Genomic DNA, 20,271 nt, shown 5'->3' on the forward strand with positions numbered 1-20,271 from the left:
AATGGGGGGCTTTTTCTTTGTTTCGAGAGACTTGCATTCGCCTTTCTGATCTCTTAAGATGCCTTGGTTCTGGCGCCTGCGGCGCCTTTTTTCCTGTATCTGCGGAGAGGTTCCCTTGCCTGAGAAAAACTTCCAGAAAGCCCGCTCCATTCTGGCCACCGACTGTGGAAGCACTACGACGAAGGCCATCCTGATTGAAGAAGTGGAAGGAGAGTTCCGTCTCGTGAACCGGGGGGAAGCTCCCACAACGGTCGAGGCTCCCTTTGAGGATGTAACCCGCGGTGCCCTGAATGCGATCCGGGAAGTGGAAGAGCTTCGAGGACGGCAGATCCTCGATGGCGAGACCATTCTTTCGCCCCAGGAAGGCGACCGGGGAGTGGACATCTACATCTCCACCTCCAGTGCAGGGGGCGGTCTTCAGATGATGGTCGCCGGGGTCGTAAAGTCCATGACCGGCGAAAGCGCCGAGCGTGCAGCCCTCGGAGCCGGTGCCATCGTCATGGATGTTCTTGCCAGCAATGATGGGCGACTTCCCCACCAGAAGATCAGCCGCATCCGCCAACTGCGCCCGGACATGATTCTCCTTTCCGGAGGGATTGATGGCGGCACGGTCAGCCATGTTGTCGAACTTGCCGAGATCCTTCATGCCGCCAACCCCAAGCCGCGTCTGGGGCACAGCTACAAGCTTCCGGTCATCTACGCCGGCAACAAGGATGCCCGCGATACAATCAGCGACACTCTCGGCGAGATCACCGATCTGGACATCGTCGACAACATCCGCCCGATTCTCGAGCGTGAAAATCTCCAGCCCAGCCGGGACAAGATCCACGACCTCTTCATGGAACATGTCATGGCGCAGGCTCCCGGATACAAAAAACTCATGAGTTGGACCGATGCGCCGATCATGCCGACTCCCGGGGCCGTGGGAGCCATTATCCAGACGGTGGCCGAGAGGGAAGGGATTACCGTTCTCGGCGTGGACATCGGGGGAGCCACGACGGATGTTTTCAGCGTTTTCGAGGGTATCTTCAACCGTACTGTCAGTGCCAATCTGGGCATGAGCTATAGTGTGAGTAATGTGCTGGCGGAAGCCGGACTCGATAATGTCCTGCGCTGGGTTCCCATGGACATGGATGCCGAAATGCTGATGAACCGCATCGGCAACAAGATGATCCGGCCCACGACCATCCCCCAGTCTCTGGAGGAATTGAAGATCGAACAGGCCATTGCGCGTGAAGCCCTGCGCCTGTCCTTCATCCAGCACAAGGAATTCGCTGTCAGCCTCAAGGGAGTCCAGAAAGAGCGGACGATCAGCGATGCCTTCGACCAATCCGGCAGCGGAGAAACTCTGGTGGACATGATGAACCTGAAGCTCCTGGTCGGTTCCGGTGGAGTGCTCAGCCACGCTCCGCGCCGTCATCAGGCCGCGCGCATGATGGTCGACGCTTTCCTGCCCGAAGGAATTACCGATCTGGCAGTGGACTCCATCTTCATGATGCCGCAGTTGGGTGTTCTCTCCACGGTGCACGAAAAAGCGGCCACCGAAGTATTCGACAAGGATTGCCTCATCCATCTGGGTGCCTGCATCGCTCCGGTGGGTTCTGCCAAGCCGGGCAAAAAGCTTGCAGATATTGCCCTGGAAATGCCCGACGGCAGCAAGCTGGAAAGAGAACTGCTCCATGGGGACATGTTCCTCATCGAGTCCTCTCGCGAGGATCGTGTAAAGGCAACGCTCAAGCCGGCCAAGAGCATCGACCTTGGTGCCGGCAAGGGTCAGGAAGTGAGAACGGAACTGCGGGGCGGAGTCGTCGGCCTGATCTTCGATGGAAGAGGACGGCGGCCCTTCACGCTGCCGGAGGAATCCTCCGAAAGAGTGGCGAAACTTGGACAGTGGAGCCAGGCCGTATCCGAGTACCCGAACGAGACCGCCGAAGCGGTCACCTCCTGAGAAAGGATTCAAATGGCGCACGCCTATACTCCAGGACTCAAGGTTCTCCGGCACAGCACTGTCAGGAAGACCCGCATTCTCCCTCTCAAGGGGGAAGTGTATGCTGGGCTGGGCAGTGAGGTTCAGCCCTCCGATGTAGTCGCAGCCACGGAGCTTCCCGGGAATGTGCAAATGGTCAATGTGGCCGGTCAGTTGAATATCGAGGCAGAGGATGTTCCCGAATGCATGCTCAAGACCGAAGGCGACTCGATTGAGATCGGCGAGTTGCTGGCACGCAGCAAGGGCATTTTTGGACTCTTCAAGAGCAACCTGAAGAGTCCGACAACTGGCACTGTCGAGAGCATTTCCCTGATCACCGGACAGGTTGTTCTTCGGGAAGCCCCCATGCCGGTTCAGGTTGATGCCTATATTCAGGGCAGGATCACGAAACTGATCCCTGAAGAAGGCGTGGAGGTAGAAACCGAAGCGGCCTTCCTGCAGGGGATTTTCGGAGTCGGTGGCGAAAGACAGGGTGAGATCCTTGTGGCGGTCGAGGACCCTGCCGAAGAACTGAGCGTCGATCGAATCCGGGAAGAACATGCGGGGAAGATTCTCGTGGGTGGCAGTTTCCTGAGTCTGGAAGCCATGAAGAAAGCCATGGAGATCGGTGTTGCCGGCATCATTGTAGGTGGCTTCAATTACCGCGACCTGCGCCCCATTCTCGGCTACGATCTGGGCGTGGCCATCACCGGCTCTGAGAACATCCCCACGACTCTCGTCGTGACCGAAGGCTATGGCAACATTGCCATGGCCGGGCGCAGTTTCCGCCTCCTGCAGGAGCGGGCCGGCGAGATTGCCAGCATCAATGGCGCCACACAGATCCGCGCCGGGGTCATCCGCCCCGAGGTGATCATTCCCCTGAGCGGAACCTCTTCAGATGACAGTCGCAAGGCCGCTGAGGTCACGGGAATCGAGGAAGGAAGTCTGGTGCGCGTGATCCGCGCGCCCTGGTTCGGCGCTCTGGGGCGCGTAAAAGGTCTCCCGCCCGAGTTGACCGAAATGGAGAGCGGAACCCTCTGCCGTGTTGCCGAGATCAGTCTGGATGAAGGCGGGGATGTCATGATCCCCCGGGCCAATCTGGAAATGCTGGAAACCGATTAGGATGGTCAAGCAGGAAGCCCTGGAATGGAAGGTCTTCCTCTTTGCCAGACAGCCCTGGCGAGGTTTCGGAGCCCTGCTCGTCTGCCTTGTCACCCTCTACTTTATTCACAGTCTGGCAGACAGCCCCTGGCTCACCGGGCTTTCGGCCTTTGTTCTGGCTGCATCTCTTTCCAGCTTCCTGCTTCCCACCCACTACCGACTCGATGAAAGCCATGCCGGCAGCCGGAATCTCTTTTCCCGCCAAAGCAGACCCTGGACGGACTTCCGTTCCCTGAGCCATGATGGCGCGCGGCTGAAGTTGCGCACTTTTCGACACGACTCCCGCCTGGATCACTATCGAGGCATGCTGCTCCTGCTCGATCCCGAGCGACGGGATGAGATCATCGACTTCGCTCGACAGAAGATCAAAGAGGCCCACAATGAGCAAGACTGAAGCCCCCAAGCTCAGCGAAGAGGATCGCGAACTTCTGGAGAATCTGGCGAAGAAAGTCGTTCGCCGCAGGCTCTCGGTTCCCGCAATCTTTTTTCTGGAGTCCACGAAACCACTCAACTATGTTGGTTCTCAGGCGATGGTCTTCTTCGGGCCTTTCGTTCGCATGCTTTTTGAGAGTCCGAACTACTATCGTTACACGGAACTGTTCGAGGATCGGGAAGTCGTGGAACTGCTTCTTCGCATGATCGAGGAGCAGGAATCCGATCAGCAATCGAAGGAGCGGGAAGAGCGTCGCAATCGCCCTCGAAGGGGCATCTTTGCCCGCTTCCGCAAAGGGAAAGACCCCGAATCAAGGGAGACCCGATGAGACTTCCACTGGCCGCCCTGATCTTTATGGCCACCATGCTCTCCGCGCAGCCAGAGTCCCTGAACTTGTCTGCAAAGGACAACCCCAATGACCGGGGGCATGCGGTTCTGCTGGAATGGAAATCCGGTTCTTCCGATATTGCTGGCGCAGATCTGTCCTACTCCGTCTGGCGCGCCGACTACCGGGGGGAACTTGCCCCCACAGAACATCACTGGACGCGCATCGGTTCCCGCTCAGCGGCGGGAGCCCCCGGCAAGAGTATCCAGTTCATCGATGTCTCCGAAGACCTGCACAACGGCGAGTTTTACCTTTATCGCTTGGACGAGGAAGAGGACGGTGAAAGCCGAAGCCACTATCTCGGCATGCCGGCTGCACCCATGGCCCAGTGGTTCAATGCAAATCGCTGGAACATGCTCCTCGCCGTTCTGGTTCTCGGGGGTGCCATCCTTTACTGGATCCGTAGAGGGCAGCGCGGAGACGACATCAATCTGCGCCCTGTGGCAGGACTGGAAGCCTTCGACGAAGCTGTGGGCCGTGCAACGGAAATGGGACAGCCAGTTCTCTTCGTTCCAGGAATCATGGACATGGACCAGATTGAGACCCTTTCGGGAGTGAGCATTCTGGGCTATGTGGGCAAGATGACGGCCCGCTACGAGACTCCTCTGGAAGTACCCGTCAGCCGGAGTCTGGTCATGGCCCACTCGCGGGAAGTTCTGCGGGAAAGCTACCTGAGTGAAGGCCGCCCGGACCTCTTTCACGAAGACATGGTTCACTATCTCACCGATGACCAGTTCGCCTATGCGGCCGCCGTGGACGGCATCATGCTCCGCGAAAAACCCGCCGCCTGTTTCTATCAGGGCAAGTTCTACGCGGAAAGCCTGATCCTTGCAGAGACTGGCAACTCCATCGGAGCCATCCAGATCGCTGGAACTGCGAGTCCTTCCCAGTTGCCCTTTTTCATTACGGCCTGCGACTACACCCTGATCGGCGAGGAATTTTTCGCCGCCAGCGCCTACCTGTCCCGGGACAAGAAACTCATGGGAAGTATCCGTGGGCAGGATGTGGCAAAGGTCATCTTCATGACCGCACTGATCCTGGGGCTCCTGCACACCATTCTGATCAGTGCCGGACTGAAACTACCCTCCTGGCTGGACCCGAGCGCTCTCTTTCAGGTGAGCGGAGGTTAAACGATGTTGCTGAAACGATGGATTCCGCTCTTCATTCTTGTCTTCGTGGGAAGCCTGACCCTGATCAGCTGGTTTGTCCCGCACGATCCTATCGGCAGGCTCGGCAAGGACTTCAGCCAGTTCTTCGACATTATCGCATCCTTTGCCATCATTCTCGGCGGCGCGAACCTGCTGAAGCTACAGGGGCTGAAGATCCTGCGCCGCAAGAAGAACTGGCAGTACAGCGTGGTGACCATTCTGGGGTTTGCGATCACCGCCTTCGTGGGACTGAACTACCGCAGTTACTTCGGGGGACTTCCTGCCGACATGCACAGTTTCCTCGGTGGCGCACATATCAGTAACCCGAAGAGTCATCTCTTCTGGATCTACTGGAACATCTTTACGCCCCTGAGCGCGACCATGTACGCGCTTCTGGCCTTCTATGTTGCCAGCGCCAGCTATCGGGCTTTCCGCGCGCGCAATGTGGAGGCCACGGTCCTTCTGGCGGCCGGCATAATCCTCATGCTCGGGCGGGTTCCCCTGGGACAGCAGATCACGGCCTGGCTGCCGGAAGCCGGCTTCTTCAGCACACTACGACTGGAGAATGTCAGCGACTGGATCTACAGCTACCCAAACGCAGCCGGACAGAGGGCCATCGCCATCGGCATCGCCCTTGGCATCGTGTCGACAAGCCTGAGACTGATTCTGGGAATCGAAAAATCCTTCCTCGGTGAAGAGTAGGAGCCGCATGAGCTTGCTGAAGAATGTCAGTCAACTGGATCGACGGTGGATCTTCCTGGTCATCGCCCTGAGTGTGGCCATCCCCCTGCTCTTTCCCTTCTCCATGCCGATTCGCATTTCTCCTCATGTGGAAACGGTCTACGAGGCGCTGGAGGAACTACCCGATGGGAGTATCATCCTCTGCTCTTTCGAGTACGGACCGAGCACCATGCCCGAGGTTCATCCCATGAGCCGCGCCCTGCTTCACTACATGATGCAGAAAAACCACAAGGTCATTGTCACCTGTCTCTGGCCTGACGGTCTTTTCATGAGTCGCGCCATCCTTGACGAGGTCTGCGATCAGGCCTACGGGAAGGAATACGGTGTCGACTACATCAACCTCGGATACAAGGCCGGAAACGAGGTCGTGATCAAGTCCATCGTCGAGAGCTTCTCGACCACCTATCCCGTGGACACCCGTGGCGGCTCTCTTTCGAGCTACCCGATTATGAAGGGCATCGAGAATCTCGCGAACATCGACTTCATCTTCTCCTTTTCCGCCGGCTACCCGGGAACCATTGAATGGGTTCAGTACGCGGCCGACCCCCTGGACAAGCCCATGAGTACGGGCTGCACTGCCGTGCAGGTAACGGAAGTGGTGCCCTTCATCCAGTCCGGGCAGTGCAAGGGGATTCTGGGGGGTCTCTCCGGAGCCGCCGAGTTTGAACGGCTTCTCATGGAGAAAGGCCACATGGAAGAGCTGGGAAGCGGGAACCGGGGCATGGCAGCCCAGAGCGTGGCCCACATCGTCATGGTTCTCTTTATCGTCATTGGCAATCTTGCCTTCTTCCTCGAACGACGCAGACAGCGCTAGTCGCAGGAGACTCGAATGGCTGAAAGCATTGGAATCTGGTTCGCCGCCTTTTTGACCCTGGCGATCTTCAGCTTTCTGTACAAGGACAACCCCTTTTACAAGTTTGCCGAACATCTCTTCACAGGAGTCTCGGCGGCCTACTGGATGGTGGTGGCCTACTGGGTGCAGATCCACCCGAACCTCTTCGGCAACCTCTGGTGGCCGGAGAGCTTTTTGCGGAACAACCTGGAGACCAGCTATGTCTGGATCGACCGGGTGATCTCCGGCGGTGTGGAGTACCCGGGAAGTGCCCTGGTTGACGGAACCCTGACACCCGAACTCATTGAGCAGGCAGAGCTGGTCAATGTGACCAACGCCTTCTATTATGTGCCCCTGGTTCTCGGGATCCTCTTTTTCACGCGCCTGATCCCCAAGGTCAGCTACCTCAGCCGCTGGCCGCTGGCCTTTGTCATGGGAATGGCAGCGGGGCTTCGCCTTTATGTCTTTCTGCAGTCGAATGCCATGGCGCAGATTCACAGTACGATCGTTCCGAGCACAGAGCTGACGAGTTTCGTCTCCTGGGCAAACTACCTGCTCCTGATGGTCGGCGTGTTCACGGGGCTGATCTATTTCTACTTCTCACGCGAACACAAAGGCGTCTTTGGAGGAATGAGTCGAATCGGAGTCTACTTTCTCATGGTCTCCTTCGGCGCATCCTTCGGCTACACGGTCATGGCCAGGATCAGTCTTCTTCTCGGCAGGTTTCAGTTCCTGCTCGGAGACTGGTTGCATTTGGTGAACTAATCCGGAAGGTGTCTAATGAGACTTGAAGTGGGAATGTCCGTCAAGATCATCACGAGTGCCGATCGCCTTTACAAGGGCAAGATCGTCGAGATTCAGGAAGACGGCTGGATCGTCGTGGAACAGGAACTCAGCGACCGGGTGCAAATCAATCCGCAGCATATCGTCGCCATCGAGGACTAAGCGGGAGGGAATGATGAGTGAGGAAGTCAGGGTTTCCGTAAACCCGGAAGGGGAGAGTTTTCCCCTGCCGATGCCGGCCGATTACGAAGAAGAATGGAAGCGACTCCAGTCTCTTGCCGCCGCCAAACGGGAAGAGGGCAAGGAGATTGTCGTGGTCATGGGAGTCGGCTTCGTAGGAGCTGTCATGGCCGGAGTGGTGGCAGATTCCAGCGACGCCGAAGGGAACCCCGCCAAGTATGTCATTGGCATGCAAAGGCCCAGCGAACGCAGCTTCTGGAAGATCCCCATGCTCAATCGCGGGGTCGCGCCGGTCACCAGTGAGGATCCGGAAGTGGAGCCCCTGATCCACCGCTGTGTCAGGGAAAAGAAAACTCTCTCGGCCACCTACGATGCCCGGGTTCTCTCCCTGGCCGATGTCGTGGTCGTCGATGTCCAGTGTGACTATCTCAAGGCCGACCTGGGGAATCTTCGCACGGGACGCGTTGCGATGGAAGCTCTGGAAGCCAGTATGGGAACCATCGGTGAGAACATCCCGGCCGAATGTCTGGTGCTGATCGAAACCACCGTCGCCCCGGGAACCACGGAACTCGTTGCGCTTCCGCTCTTACAAGAGGATTTTCGAAAGCGTGGAATCGAGTCGGAGCCTCTCTTGGCCCACTCCTATGAGCGCGTGATGCCGGGCAGGGAGTATGTTCGCTCCATCCGGGACTTCTGGCGGGTATGCAGTGGCGTAAATGCGGAAAGCCGTCGCCGCGTTGAGAAGTTCCTGCGAGAGGTTCTCAACACCGAAGACTATCCTCTCACCGTACTGGATCGCCCCATCGAAAGTGAAACCTGCAAGATCGTGGAGAACAGCTACCGAGCTACGATTCTGGCCTTCATGGACGAGTGGAGTCTCTTTGCAGAACGCAATGGAGTGGATCTTGCCAAGGTCATCGAGGCGATCAAGGTGCGTCCCACTCACAGCAACATGCTCTTTCCCGGCCCGGGCATTGGCGGTTACTGCCTGCCCAAGGATGGAGGGCTGGGCATGTGGGCCTACCAGAACATTCTCGGCTTTGATGACGACATTTTTCGGATCACTCCCGAAGCCATCGACATCAATGACACCCGCGCCCTGCATGTCGCAGATCTCGTGGAAGACGGGCTCGGGGAACACGGAAAAGCCATGGACTCGGCCAGGGTTCTCGTCCTCGGAGCCTCCTATCGCGAGGATGTGGGCGACACCCGCTACAGCGGCAGCGAACTGGTCGTTCGCAAGCTCACGGAAATGGGAGCAGAAGTCGGCGTCCACGACCCCTATGTAGACCACTGGTGGGAATTCGAAAAGCAGGACAGCTATCCCTCCCCCGGGCAAAGCTGGGGACGCTTTTTCAGGAATCAGGAAAAGCTCGTGGACTTGAGAGTTTCCAAGGATCTTGCTTCCGCTCTCGAAGGGGTGGATGTGGTCATTCTTGCGGCAAGGCATGAAGAGTATCATGCCATCGAAGCTTCCTGGCTCGTGGATCGGGTGGGAAGCCCCCCGCTCATGGTCGATGCCTTCAACATGCTCGACGATGATGCGATCCGCGCATACCTGCGTCTCGGTTGCACCGTGCGGGGCATGGGCAAGGGGCACATTGCGCGCCTGAAGGATGAAACCCGGGCCTAGAGAATCACAAAGGTCTTCTCGGCAAAGACCCGGAGCGGCTCCCAGTAGACCCCCAGAATCAGGGTCAGTGCGGCCAGTACTCCGAGGCTGATCCCGGTCAGCAGGGGCAGCTTCTCCTTTGCAACTTCCTCTTCACCCTCGTCGATGAGCATGGCCTTGGCGATCCTCACATAGTAGGCAAGAGAAATCACCGAGTTGAGAAGCCCGACGACAGCCAGCCAGAACCATCCGCTTTCAATCAGGGCCGCGAAGAGATAGAGCTTCCCGACAAAGCCGAAGGTGGGCGGAAGTCCGGTCAGGCTGAAAAGGAAAATCGCCATGCTGACCGCAAGGAAGGGATGACGCTTCCACAATCCCCGCACTCCATCAATCTCCTCGCTCCCGTTTTCATTCGCGATGGCGGCAATCACCAGGAAGGCGCCGAAGTTCATCAGGAGATAGGCGAAGAGATAAAACACGATGGCCGTCATGGCCTGGGTATTGAGGAGAACAACTCCCATCAGAAGGTAGCCTGCGTGTGCGATGGAGCTGTAGGCCATCAGTCGCTTGAGATTGTTCTGCCAAAGGGCGCTCAAGTTGCCGAGTGTCATCGTGGCCACCGATAGCAGGGCAATCAGGCCGGGCCAGATCGGAGAAACGCCTCCATCAAAGATCGCTCCCCCGAAAAGACGCAGCAAGAGCGCAAAGCCGGCAGCCTTCGGTCCCACGGAAAGAAATGCCGTCACCGAAATCGGTGCTCCCTCGTAAACATCGGGACACCACATGTGGAAGGGAACCGCGGCGATCTTGAACCCAAGGCCCGCAAGGATAAGTACCATCGCAAAGAAGAGAGGCAAGGGGTTCGCTCCCCCACCCGCAAGGGCATGTCCGATGGCGGCGAAATCCAGACTCCCGGTCAGTCCGTAGAGAATTGATAATCCGAAGAGCATCACCCCGGAGGCCACTCCCCCGAAGATGACATACTTCAGCCCCGCCTCATGGCTGCGGCGATTCCCCTTCAGGCTTGCAGCCAGAGCGTAGGAAAGGATGGAGACCATTTCCATGGCAAGATAGGCCATCAGGAGATTCGTGGCCGAGGCCATGAGCATCATGCCCAGAACCACAGATAGCAGAAGTCCGCGGAACTCCGGGCGAGCGACTGCTGCAAGTTCCCGGCTCTTTGCGGCCAAGATGAAGGTCAGCAAGGCCACCAGAAGAAAGAAGAGGCGAAAGATCCCCGTCATTCCGTCCAGAGCCAACATTCCCTTGAAGAGATAGGTCGCTTCCGAAGAAAGCCCCGTAAAGGCGGAGTAGAGGGCCAAAGCCAGGAAGGGAATCCAGAGCCAGGTCAGACGGCGCACCATGCTCCCGACAAAAGCGGCAAGAATGGAGGCCGTGAGCCAAAGCTCGGGACCGAAATGGCGAAGACTGCTCAGGTTTTCCAGTGCCAAGGCATCCTCCCTAGAATCCGGCGATTGCTGTCGCAGGGGTCACATGAGTCACCAGGAAGTTCAGCGTGTCCTGGATCAGGTCCAGAAGCGGCATGGGCCAGACGCCCAGCACAATCACGATCACTGCCAGGGGAACCAGAGTCACCCATTCGCGAACATTCATATCCGTCAGAGTTTCATACTTCGTGTTCAGTTCACCCAGGAAGACCCGCTGGAAAGTCCAGAGCAGGTAGGCCGCTCCGAGCACCACACCCGAAACACTGATCGCGGTGTAGATGGGGAAGGTCTTGAATCCTCCCATGAAGCAGAGAATCTCTCCGATAAAGCCGCTCAGTCCCGGAAGCCCCAGGCTGGCAAAGAAGGCCAGGGCCGTGAAGCCGGTAAAGGCCGGAACCCGGTTGGCCAGCCCGCCGAAGCCCTCGATTTCACGATGGTGGGCACGGTCATAGACCACGCCAACCAGAAGGAAGAGCATCGAGGTAATCGTGCCGTGGTTGAACATCTGCAGGACGGCTCCGTTGATTCCCTGCGGAGTAAGCGAAGCCATACCCAGCATCACAAAGCCCATGTGGCTGATGGAAGAGTAGGCGACCAGCTTCTTCAGGTCCTTCTGCGCCATGGCACAGAGCGCACCATAGATGATGTTGATCGTTCCGATGAGTGCGAGGAACCAGGCGAACTTGTAGGTCGCCTCCGGCAACATCGTGAAGTTGATTCTGAGAAGACCGTAGGTTCCCATCTTCAGCAGAACACCGGCAAGGATCACGGAAATGGCCGTCGGCGCTTCCACATGCGCGTCGGGAAGCCAGGTGTGGAAGGGGAAGGCCGGAACCTTGATCGCAAATCCGATGTAGAGCGCGAACCAGAGCAGGGTCTGGACTCCGATGGCCAGCCCCTTACTCGCTTGCATGATTTCTACCATGTTGAAGGTCTTGCCCGCCTGGTAGTAGAGGAAGAGCATGGCCAGCAACATGAAGACGCTCCCAAAGAGCGTGTAGAGGAAGAACTTGATCGCCGCATAAATCTTCCTCGGTCCGCCCCAGATGCCAATGAGGAAGTACATCGGCAGAAGCATCACTTCCCAGAAGACATAGAAGAGGAAGAAGTCCAGGGAGCAAAAGACCCCGAGCATGCCCGTTTCCAGCAAAAGGAAAAGCGCGAAGTAAGCTTTGAGCTGTTTCTGGATGCCAAAGCTCGCAACCACCGCAACGGCCCCCACGAGAGTGGTCAGCAGAACCATGGAAATGCTGATTCCGTCGACTCCCATGAAGTAGCTGATGTTGAAGCTCTTGATCCAGAGATAGGGTCCCTCGGTAAACTGGAACTGCTCCAGATGTTTCCCGTCAAAGACCCGATCAAAACGCTGGAAGAGTTTCACCGCCCACCAGAGTGGAAGCAGGGTGGCCGCAGTGGCGACTCCCTTGATCCAGCGATCCTTCCCTGAGGGAATCAGCAGGAGAACTGCCGCACCGATCAGGGGGAAGAAAGTGATCCAGCTGAGTACGTGTCCTGGCATTATCTCGCATACCTCCCGGGGACGAGCCCCTCTTCACTACCTCGGAAAACCAACGATCAGGCCGAGAACTGCAAGGATCACGACCCCCGTAGCCACGGCGTAGACATAAGACTGGATGCGCCCGGTCTGCAGTTTTCTCAAATGACTGCCTGCCCAGCGCGCAGTGGAGGCCGTTCCATTGACCATGCCATCCACAAAGGTGTTATCAAACCATCCGCTGAAAATCGCCGTCCAGCGCGTCACATGCGCCGCACCGTTGACGATCCCGTCAATGACCAGGAGATCGAAGCGGGCCAGTCGGTACATCAGCCGGAAGAGGTTTTTCACGATGGCCGCATCGTAGATCTCGTCGATGAAGTACTTGCCCAGAAGAAGCTGGTAGAGCTTCGAGTATTTCTCCGCCCATTTGCCAGGCAGGTCCGGACGCTTCGTATAAATCCAGAGAGCCGCTCCCCCGCTCAGTGCCGCGAGCAGAACGGAAATTGCCATCAGCACATATTCCATCGGATCGACCGCATGGTGTTCGCCGTGAGATTCCTCACTGTGTTCCTCGTGGCCGTAAGATTCTTCATGCACTTCGGCGGGAGACTCATCCTCTTCATGGCGATGCAGCTGCACATGTTCGGTTTCAGAAGCCAGCGCAGGAGGTGTCAGGGAAGGCGCCTGCCAGCTTGCATGAGGGCTGCTCATCACGGGCTCGAGCCACTGCTGGAACTGGTTCGAGCCGCCAAGCGCATGGGGCACGCCCCAGAAACCTGCGATTGCGGCGAGGAAGGCGAGAACCACCAAAGGACCCACCACCACAGCGGGCTGTTCCTTGAGGTGTTCGCGAGTGTGCTCGTCCGCACGGTTTTCCCCGAAGAAGGTCAGGGCCACAAGACGGAACATGTAGAAGGCAGTCATCAGTGCGCCCAGCATTCCAAGGAACCAGAGAAAGTGGTGGCCGCTTTCCCAGGTCTTCCAGAGGATTTCATCCTTGCTGAAGAAACCGGAGAATGGAGGAATGCCCGCAATGGCAATCGTCGAGACCAGGAAGGTGCCATAGGTCCAGGGCATCTTCTTTGCCAGTCCACCCATCTTGCGAATGTCCTGCTCATGGTGCATGGCGAGAATCACGCTTCCCGAACCGAGAAAGAGACAGGCCTTGAAGAAGGCATGGGTCACCAGATGGAAAATCCCCGCGCTGTAGGCGGCCACTCCCATGGCCAGCATCATGTAGCCGAGTTGGCTGACAGTGGAGTAGGCGAGCACCTTCTTGATGTCGTTTTGAACCAGTCCGATGCTTGCGCTGAAGACTGCGGTCAGGGCGCCCACCGTCGCCACCGTCGCAAGGGCGATGGGAGCAAGGGAGTAAAGTCCGTTCAGGCGTCCAATCATGTAAACGCCTGCCGTTACCATCGTGGCTGCGTGAATCAGGGCACTCACCGGAGTCGGACCGGCCATGGCATCGGGCAACCAGACAAAGAGCGGAATCTGCGCACTCTTTCCTGTTGCACCGATGAAGAAGAAGATGCCGATGGCATCCAGCAGGGGAAGACCGAGAACCCGGTCACCCGCCAGAGAGCTTGCATAGAGATTGATGTCACTGAAGCGAAGGCTCGCATGACCTGCGCGATGCAGTCCCCAGAAGAGCAACATCAAGCCGATGACAAAGGCAAAGTCACCGATCCGGTTCACAATGAAGGCCTTGTTGCCGGCCGTCGTATTGGGAAGGTGCTTGAACCAGAATCCGATGAGCAGATAACTACAGAGTCCCACTCCTTCCCAACCGACGAACATCAGAAGCATGTTGTCTGCGAGAACCAGCAGAAGCATGGAGAAGCTGAAAAGATTCAGGTAGGAAAAGAAGCGTCCGTAGCCCGGGTCCCCTTTCATATAGCCGATCGAATAGACATGAATCAGGGTTCCGACACCGGTAACAACCAGCAGCATCACGGCACTGAGATGGTCGACCGTCAGGGCCACCGAGAGATCCAGAGTGGGAAGGGTGCCGCTGCCCACACGGATCCAGGTCCAGAGTTCCTGGGTGAGAGAGTCTTCGGAACCAGGCATTCGCAGAAGTCGAAAGGCCGTCAGCGAAAGCAGAAAGCTCCCGAAAACAGCTCCTACGCCCACCAGGTGGGAAAGGGTGTTCGACACCTTCTTCCCGAGGAAGATGTTGAAGACGAATCCCAGAAGAGGCAGGAATATGATCCAGCCGATCCAGCTATGTTCCATGCAGGCTCTCCCCTATCTCTGCAGGCTATCCATCTCGTCGGCGCCGATGCTCCGGAGATTCTGGTAAATTGCCAAGACAATGGCCATGGCAACAGCGGCTTCCGCAGCCGCAATCACGATGACGAATATCGAGAACATGCCGCCTTCGATTCCCCCGTCCGTAAAACGGTTGAAGGCGGCGAAGTTCAGTGCGGCGGAATTCAGGATCAGTTCCACTCCCATGAGAATCGCGATCGCATTGCGACGGCTCATCACGGTATAGATTCCCAGGGCGAAAAGCCCGGCAGAAACGACGAGAAAGTGAGTCAGTCCAATCATGAGGCTTCCTCCTCGTCCCGGATTTCCCGTCTTGCGATCATCACGGCTCCAATCAGCGCGGCCAGCAGAAGCACGGACGCGATTTCAAAAGGCAGGAGATACTTGCCGAGAAGCTCATAACCCAGAAGGGCCGAGATGCCTTCCCCTGGCGCGAGAACCTGCGGAGCGCGCAAGTTCCAGTCCGAATTAAAGATGAGGAAAAGAACCAGTGCCAGAACGCCGGTGGCCGCCAAAGCCGAAGCCGGGCGATTCATCACCGGGCTGCTCTTTTCCGGCTCCTCGATCCCGCGGGTCAGCATGACGGCAAAAAGGATGAGCACCGTAATGCCGCCGGCATAGACCAGAACCTGCATGGCCGCCAGATAGTCCATGGAAAGTTGAATGTAGAGACCGGCCACTCCGAGAAAGGCGAAGATCAGGGCAAAACCGGAATGAACGATATTGCGGCTCGTGGCCACTACCCATGCCGAGAGCAGGGTGATGAGCGCGAGGATATAAAAGACCAGAGTGAAGACACTCATGATTCCTCTCCCTTCGACTCTTCTGCCACAGGCTTGGGCTTTTTCGGATTCTTGTACACGGGGAGCGGCTCGTCGATGAAGCGTCGGTACAGGTCTCCCAGGTTGTGCCTGGCACCTTCGAACTGCGGGGTGAAGTGAATCGACCCCGTCGGGCAGGGTTCCACACAGAGACCGCAGTACATGCACCTGCCCAGATCAATATCGTAGCGGGTCAGGAAACGCTCCTTTGTTTCCTCGTTCTTCTCCAGTTCGATGTAAATGACATCAATCGGACAGGCCCGGGCACAGAGTTGACATCCCGTGCAGATCTCGACCTCATTGACGAGAAAGCCGCGGTAACGCTCGGGAAGACTGGCTTCCACATCCACCTCGGGATAGAGAACCGTCGTGGGCTTCACCGTCCAGAGGTGTCGGGTCGTGACCTTTAGTCCTTCAACTGTGGTCGAGACGGAATCCCTGATGTTGGAAAAGTAGCGAGCAAGCGCTGACATCTCAGGCACCTCCGAACAGGCCGACGATCAGGTCATAGATTCCTTTTCCACGAAAAAGAACCAGCCAGATCGCAGTCATCACGAGATTGAAGAAGGCAATGGGCACCAGGTACTTCCAGCAGATCGCCATCAACTGATCCACTCGAACTCTCGGAAGGGTCCAGCGCAACTGAAGGATCAGGAGTACCAGGGCAAAGCTCTTGAACAGAAAGACAAGGGTGCCGAAAGCAGCGCCGGCAAAGCTGGAGGGATCCACCGGCACGCCGGGGAAGTTCCATCCTCCGAGAAAGAGTGCCGTCGTGATTCCGGCAACAATCCAGACCGTGGCAAACTCAGCGACAAAGAACATCCCGAAACGAATCCCCGAGTATTCCGTGTTGTATCCGCTGACCAGTTCGCTTTCGGCCTCGGGGATGTCGAAGGGAATACGGTTGTTCTCTGCAAGGGCACTCAGAAAGAAAACAAAGAAGCTCATGAAGCTGAAAGGATTGTGGAACAGGTACCAGCGAAAGATCCCGAGGCCCCCGGCCTGGCTCCTCACGATTTCCGAGACACTGAGGCTGCCCGCCAGAAGCACGATGGTGAGAAGGCTCAATCCCGTAGGGATTTCGTAGCTCACGACCTGTGCCGCGCTTCGAATTCCTCCGAGCAGGCTCCACTTGTTGTTGCTCGCCCAGCCACTCATCAGGATGCCAACCACGACCAGTGTGGTGACGGCGGCCAGGTAGACCACCCCGATGTTCAGGTCACTGACGACAAGTCGCTGCCCGAAAGGGATGACGGCGAGAGTCAGGAAGGTTCCCGTAGCAACCAGATAGGGCGCCATTCGGAAGAGCGGGCGGTCGGCAGCACCGGGAATGGTGTCCTCTTTCAGGATGAGCTTCACTCCATCGGCCACAAACTGAAGAATGCCCTGCGGCCCCACCCGGTTCGGCCCGAAACGATTCTGGATCTTGCCGGCAACGCGCCTCTCTGCATAGGTCAGCAGCCCCGCCACGGGTGCCGCAAAACAGAGAATCAGCACAAGGGCAAAGAGCAGCATGAAGAGAAACTGCAGAAAGACCGGTTGTCCTGCGATCAAGGTACTGAGATCCACTTTCCCCCCTAGCGATCGATCTCGGGTGCGACGACATCAAGGCTCGCGATGATGGCGACCAGGTCGGCGATCATCACACCCTTTGCCAGTTTCTCAATGATACTCATGGCGGAAAAACTCCCCGTCCGGATTTTCACCCTCTTGGGGATCTTGCCGCCATCGGAGATCAGGTAGTAGCCCATCTCTCCTCGAGCGCTTTCGGTTCGCGCATAGATTTCGCCTGCGGGAAGCTTGAGTACCTTCTTCTGAATCCAGTACTCTTCGCCGGAAGCGGGCAGTCGATCGACAGCCTGTCGAATAAGGCGGACACTCTGGCGCATCTCCAGAATGCGGACCCAATAGCGATCCCAGCAGTCGCCCAGCGTTCCCATGAGACCCTCGCCCACAGGCACTTCAAAATCCATCTCCGGGTAAAGACCGTAGGGATCATCCTTGCGAGTATCCCAGCAAATGCCGCTCCCCCGAAGGTTCGGGCCGACCAGCCCGAAGGCTTTTGCATCTTCGGGAGTTACTACAGCAACATTGGCAAGTCGCTCGCGGAAGATCTTGTTGAAGCTCAGAAGGCGATCAAACTCGTCGAGAGCCGGCTCGAAGTTATCGAGGAATGCGAGAAGCTTGTCCGTCCAGCCCTTCGGAGCATCAAAGGCGACCCCCCCGATGCGGATGTAGTTGTGGGTCAGCCGGGCGCCACAGAGTTCTTCAATGAGATCATTCGTGATTTCCCGCTCCCGCAGACCGTGCAGGAAGGGAGTTACGGCACCGACATCCATGCCATTGGTTCCCACGGCCACCAGGTGACTGCCGATTCTGACCAGCTCTGCACTGATGATGCGAAGCAGTTCGCCACGCTCGGGAACTTCCAGTTCGCCCAGTCTTTCTACCGCCACGGCCCAGCCCAGATTCGAATTGATCGAAGCCACATAGTCCACCCGGTCGGTGAAGGGCATGAACTGGTAATACTCCAGACTCTCTGCGATCTTCTCGATGCTCCGGTGCAGGTAGCCCACATCGGGAACACAACGATGGATCACCTCTCCGTCTGTCTGAAGGACGAAGCGGATCACCCCGTGCGTGCTGGGATGCTGTGGCCCCATGTTCAGGGTCATCAGGTCGGTCGTCACTTCTGCCATGACAGCCACTCCCTTTCCCTCTGGGTCGGGATGCCTTTGTAGGATTCCTTTTCCTCAAAATCCTTGCGAAGGGGATGCCCCTCCCAGTCCTCCGGAAGCATGATGCGTCGCAGATCCGGATGGCCCTCGAAGCGAATTCCAAACAGGTCCCATACCTCGCGCTCCAGCCATTCGGCGCCGGGCCAGACTTCCACCAGACTGTCGATCACCGGCTCCTCCCGCGGAAGGTCGCAGTGAAGAACCAGGATTCCCGCAAGCTTGTAGGAATAGAGATGGCAGGTGGCCCGAAGCTTCTCCTCTTCAGGCCAGTCGCTGGCGGTCTGACTGACAAGGGTCTCGAAACGAAGATTCTCGTCGTCACGAAGGAAGCGGGCGATTTCCAGGAACTTCTCCTTCGGCAAAAGGAGGGTCGGCTGGATTGCCTCAAGGACCTGGAAGCCATCATCGCCAAAGCTGTCTTTCAGGCGATCAAACACGATTTGCATGGGCCTCCTTCTTCACGAGGTAAGGCTCGGACTTGATGATCTTCTGCAACTGGACAATGCCATCGTAGAGTGCCTCCGGGCGCGGCGGACAGCCGGGGATGTAGACATCGACCGGCAGAATGGCATCCACTCCCTTGACCACGGAGTAGCCCGTATTGAAGAGCCCGCCGCAGTTTGCGCAACTGCCCATGGAGATCACATAGCGTGGCTCTGCCATCTGCTCATATAAAAGAACCAGGCGCTCAGCCATTTTGTAAGTCAGGGTGCCGGCGACGATCAGAAGATCGCTCTGCCGGGGTGTGGCCCTGAATACGGAGCCCATGCGATCCATGTCCGTGCGCGGCCCGCCGGCCTGCATCATCTCGATGCCGCAGCAGGCAAGGGCGCTCAGCAGATACCAGACCGAATTACCTCGTGCCAGGTTCATGACCTTGTCCACGGAAGTAAAGATCGCCGCATCGGGCAAAGTGTCGACCAGGGTGGGGATTTCTCTCTCGGTCATGAATCAGCTCCTGGATTATTCTTCCGGTTTTGAACGCAGGAAAATCGTTTCATCCCGAGCGAGCTGGAGATCTTTCACCCAGTCCAGATCGCCCTTCCGCCATATGTAGATGAGTCCGAGGAAAAGGATGAAGACGAAGACGAGAATCTCCGCCAGTGCGAACCATCCCTGCCCCCAGGAGATGTAGCTCTTCAGCACCCGGGCCACAGGAAACATGAAAGCGACTTCCACATCAAAGATGAGAAAGGCGATGGCGATCAGGTAGAAGCGGTGGTTGAACTGGAGCCAGGACTGCCCTACCGGAGGCTCGCCACACTCATAGGTTTGGAGTTTTGCCGCGCTCTTGCCGCGGGCCGGTGCCAGCACCTTCGACAGAATCAAAATGCCGAACACGAACAGGAAGGAAAAGAGAATGAAGACCAAAACGCTGGCATACTGCGTGAGCATCGCCCTCTCCCGTGTTTCTGTCGGAATTGAGGAAGAGTTCCTCCAAACATTCAGGACAGGCTAGTCAAGGATGGGTGACTGTGCAAGTCTTTTCACAAGGCTTGGGGTAAGGAGCGTTTTCCCGGAAAGCGCTTTCCGGAGAGGCACTTGACGGGCCGGGAAAAGTCGACTTCTTGTCTGGTATCAGGGAGCAAAATGGGCGAAAAACATCTCTTTCTCGATGGTGAAGCAGGGCGTCTGGAGACCTACTGGAGCGGTGAAGAGTCAGCTTCTGCGGCCGCCCTGGTCCTCCACCCTCATCCCCTTTACGGGGGCTCACTTCACAACAAGGTAGTGGTGGCCTGTCGCAATGCACTGCGATCCCATGGTCTGGCTACGCTTCGCCTGAACTTTCGGGGCGTGGGGCTCAGCGAAGGAGAGTACGCAGACGGGATCGGGGAAAGCAGGGATGTGGCTCTGGCTCTCGATTATCTGGGAGAAAAGTGCCCCGATCTCCCGCTCATCCTGGCCGGCTTCAGTTTCGGAGCCTGGCTGGCCCTGAAGATCGGAGTGGAAGATGAGCGCGTCCGGGGAATACTCTCTCTGGGCACTCCTGTCGGCTGGGGCCCCACCGACTATCTTCAGGATTGCAGGAAACCGCGCCTCTTCGTCCACGGAGACCGGGATGAATTCTGCGACCCGGAACTTCTTCGGGAGGAGTATGCAAAGCTCCCTGAGCCCAAGGAGCTGCACTGGATCGGGGATGCCGACCACTTTTTCTCCGGCAAGGAAGAGAAACTGGAGGCACGATTATTCGAAAGTCTGGGATTCCTGCTGAAGGGCTAGTTGCCCAGCTCAAGCCACTTCTGCATAGAGG

Annotated in this window: 22 protein-coding genes; 11 read left to right on the plus strand and 11 right to left on the minus strand. The window is 57.4% G+C overall.

What is annotated here, in order from left to right; all coding sequences use genetic code 11:
* Positions 1-115: 115 nt before the first annotated feature.
* The 10 genes from QGH30_03355 to QGH30_03400 are packed head-to-tail and all read left to right on the plus strand — an operon-like array spanning position 116 to position 9,262.
* The gene (locus tag QGH30_03355; GenBank protein MDP7021371.1) at positions 116-1,948 is read left to right on the plus strand and encodes a glutamate mutase L; all 1,833 of its coding nucleotides are present in this window, start codon (positions 116-118) and stop codon (positions 1,946-1,948) included.
* 12 nt (positions 1,949-1,960) lie between these two features.
* Complete coding sequence (locus QGH30_03360) at positions 1,961-3,088, plus strand: hypothetical protein (GenBank protein ID MDP7021372.1); 1,128 nt, start codon at positions 1,961-1,963, stop codon at positions 3,086-3,088.
* Position 3,089: 1 nt separating this feature from the next.
* Positions 3,090-3,521, plus strand: a complete 432-nt coding sequence (locus QGH30_03365) for a hypothetical protein (GenBank protein MDP7021373.1) — start codon at positions 3,090-3,092, stop codon at positions 3,519-3,521.
* Positions 3,508-3,888 carry a hypothetical protein gene (locus QGH30_03370; protein ID MDP7021374.1) on the plus strand — a complete coding sequence of 127 codons (381 nt, stop codon included), beginning with the start codon at positions 3,508-3,510 and terminating at the stop codon, positions 3,886-3,888. The genes QGH30_03365 and QGH30_03370 overlap by 14 nt, the downstream gene beginning before the upstream one ends.
* The gene (locus QGH30_03375) at positions 3,885-5,075 is read left to right on the plus strand and encodes a hypothetical protein (protein ID MDP7021375.1); all 1,191 of its coding nucleotides are present in this window, start codon (positions 3,885-3,887) and stop codon (positions 5,073-5,075) included. Before QGH30_03370 ends, QGH30_03375 begins: the two co-directional genes overlap by 4 nt.
* A 3-nt stretch (positions 5,076-5,078) precedes the next feature.
* Positions 5,079-5,795 (plus strand): hypothetical protein, encoded by a 717-nt coding sequence (locus tag QGH30_03380; GenBank protein MDP7021376.1) that lies wholly within the window; start codon positions 5,079-5,081, stop codon positions 5,793-5,795.
* Positions 5,796-5,802: 7 nt separating this feature from the next.
* Complete coding sequence (locus tag QGH30_03385) at positions 5,803-6,648, plus strand: hypothetical protein (protein MDP7021377.1); 846 nt, start codon at positions 5,803-5,805, stop codon at positions 6,646-6,648.
* Positions 6,649-6,663: 15 nt separating this feature from the next.
* A complete protein-coding gene (locus QGH30_03390; protein MDP7021378.1) occupies positions 6,664-7,431 on the plus strand; it encodes a hypothetical protein in 768 nt (255 codons plus the stop codon).
* 15 nt (positions 7,432-7,446) lie between these two features.
* On the plus strand, positions 7,447-7,611 hold the full coding sequence (locus QGH30_03395; protein MDP7021379.1) for a hypothetical protein: 165 nt from the start codon (positions 7,447-7,449) through the stop codon (positions 7,609-7,611).
* Positions 7,612-7,621: 10 nt separating this feature from the next.
* Positions 7,622-9,262 (plus strand): UDP binding domain-containing protein, encoded by a 1,641-nt coding sequence (locus QGH30_03400; GenBank protein MDP7021380.1) that lies wholly within the window; start codon positions 7,622-7,624, stop codon positions 9,260-9,262.
* Here QGH30_03400 and QGH30_03405 read toward each other — a convergent pair.
* The 11 genes from QGH30_03405 to QGH30_03455 are packed head-to-tail and all read right to left on the minus strand — an operon-like array spanning position 9,259 to position 19,415.
* Positions 9,259-10,692, minus strand: a complete 1,434-nt coding sequence (locus QGH30_03405; GenBank protein MDP7021381.1) for an NADH-quinone oxidoreductase subunit N — start codon at positions 10,690-10,692, stop codon at positions 9,259-9,261. The two genes, QGH30_03400 and QGH30_03405, sit on opposite strands and share 4 nt — an antisense overlap.
* A gap of 10 nt (positions 10,693-10,702) precedes the next feature.
* Positions 10,703-12,208: an NADH-quinone oxidoreductase subunit M gene (locus QGH30_03410; protein ID MDP7021382.1), complete on the minus strand. Its 1,506-nt coding sequence runs from the start codon at positions 12,206-12,208 to the stop codon at positions 10,703-10,705.
* Positions 12,209-12,244: 36 nt separating this feature from the next.
* On the minus strand, positions 12,245-14,425 hold the full coding sequence (gene nuoL, locus QGH30_03415; GenBank protein ID MDP7021383.1) for an NADH-quinone oxidoreductase subunit L: 2,181 nt from the start codon (positions 14,423-14,425) through the stop codon (positions 12,245-12,247).
* Between the two features lie 12 nt (positions 14,426-14,437).
* Positions 14,438-14,743: an NADH-quinone oxidoreductase subunit NuoK gene (gene nuoK / locus QGH30_03420; GenBank protein ID MDP7021384.1), complete on the minus strand. Its 306-nt coding sequence runs from the start codon at positions 14,741-14,743 to the stop codon at positions 14,438-14,440.
* On the minus strand, positions 14,740-15,264 hold the full coding sequence (locus QGH30_03425) for an NADH-quinone oxidoreductase subunit J (GenBank protein MDP7021385.1): 525 nt from the start codon (positions 15,262-15,264) through the stop codon (positions 14,740-14,742). Before QGH30_03425 ends, nuoK begins: the two co-directional genes overlap by 4 nt.
* The gene (locus QGH30_03430) at positions 15,261-15,755 is read right to left on the minus strand and encodes an NADH-quinone oxidoreductase subunit I (GenBank protein MDP7021386.1); all 495 of its coding nucleotides are present in this window, start codon (positions 15,753-15,755) and stop codon (positions 15,261-15,263) included. The genes QGH30_03425 and QGH30_03430 overlap by 4 nt, the downstream gene beginning before the upstream one ends.
* 1 nt (position 15,756) lies before the next feature.
* Positions 15,757-16,851, minus strand: coding sequence for an NADH-quinone oxidoreductase subunit NuoH (gene nuoH, locus QGH30_03435; protein MDP7021387.1), 1,095 nt, complete (start codon positions 16,849-16,851; stop codon positions 15,757-15,759).
* Between the two features lie 8 nt (positions 16,852-16,859).
* Positions 16,860-17,981, minus strand: coding sequence for an NADH-quinone oxidoreductase subunit D (locus tag QGH30_03440; protein ID MDP7021388.1), 1,122 nt, complete (start codon positions 17,979-17,981; stop codon positions 16,860-16,862).
* Complete coding sequence (locus QGH30_03445; GenBank protein ID MDP7021389.1) at positions 17,969-18,466, minus strand: NADH-quinone oxidoreductase subunit C; 498 nt, start codon at positions 18,464-18,466, stop codon at positions 17,969-17,971. The genes QGH30_03440 and QGH30_03445 overlap by 13 nt, the downstream gene beginning before the upstream one ends.
* Positions 18,450-18,968, minus strand: a complete 519-nt coding sequence (locus QGH30_03450) for an NADH-quinone oxidoreductase subunit B family protein (protein MDP7021390.1) — start codon at positions 18,966-18,968, stop codon at positions 18,450-18,452. Before QGH30_03450 ends, QGH30_03445 begins: the two co-directional genes overlap by 17 nt.
* 15 nt (positions 18,969-18,983) lie before the next feature.
* Positions 18,984-19,415, minus strand: coding sequence for an NADH-quinone oxidoreductase subunit A (locus QGH30_03455; protein MDP7021391.1), 432 nt, complete (start codon positions 19,413-19,415; stop codon positions 18,984-18,986).
* A gap of 195 nt (positions 19,416-19,610) precedes the next feature.
* Here QGH30_03455 and QGH30_03460 point away from each other — a divergent pair, with 195 nt between their 5' ends.
* Positions 19,611-20,240: an alpha/beta hydrolase gene (locus QGH30_03460; GenBank protein MDP7021392.1), complete on the plus strand. Its 630-nt coding sequence runs from the start codon at positions 19,611-19,613 to the stop codon at positions 20,238-20,240.
* Positions 20,241-20,271: the final 31 nt, after the last annotated feature.

It is taken from the genome of Candidatus Krumholzibacteriia bacterium (assembly GCA_030748535.1).
Lineage (GTDB): Bacteria > Krumholzibacteriota > Krumholzibacteriia > JACNKJ01 > JACNKJ01 > JASMLU01.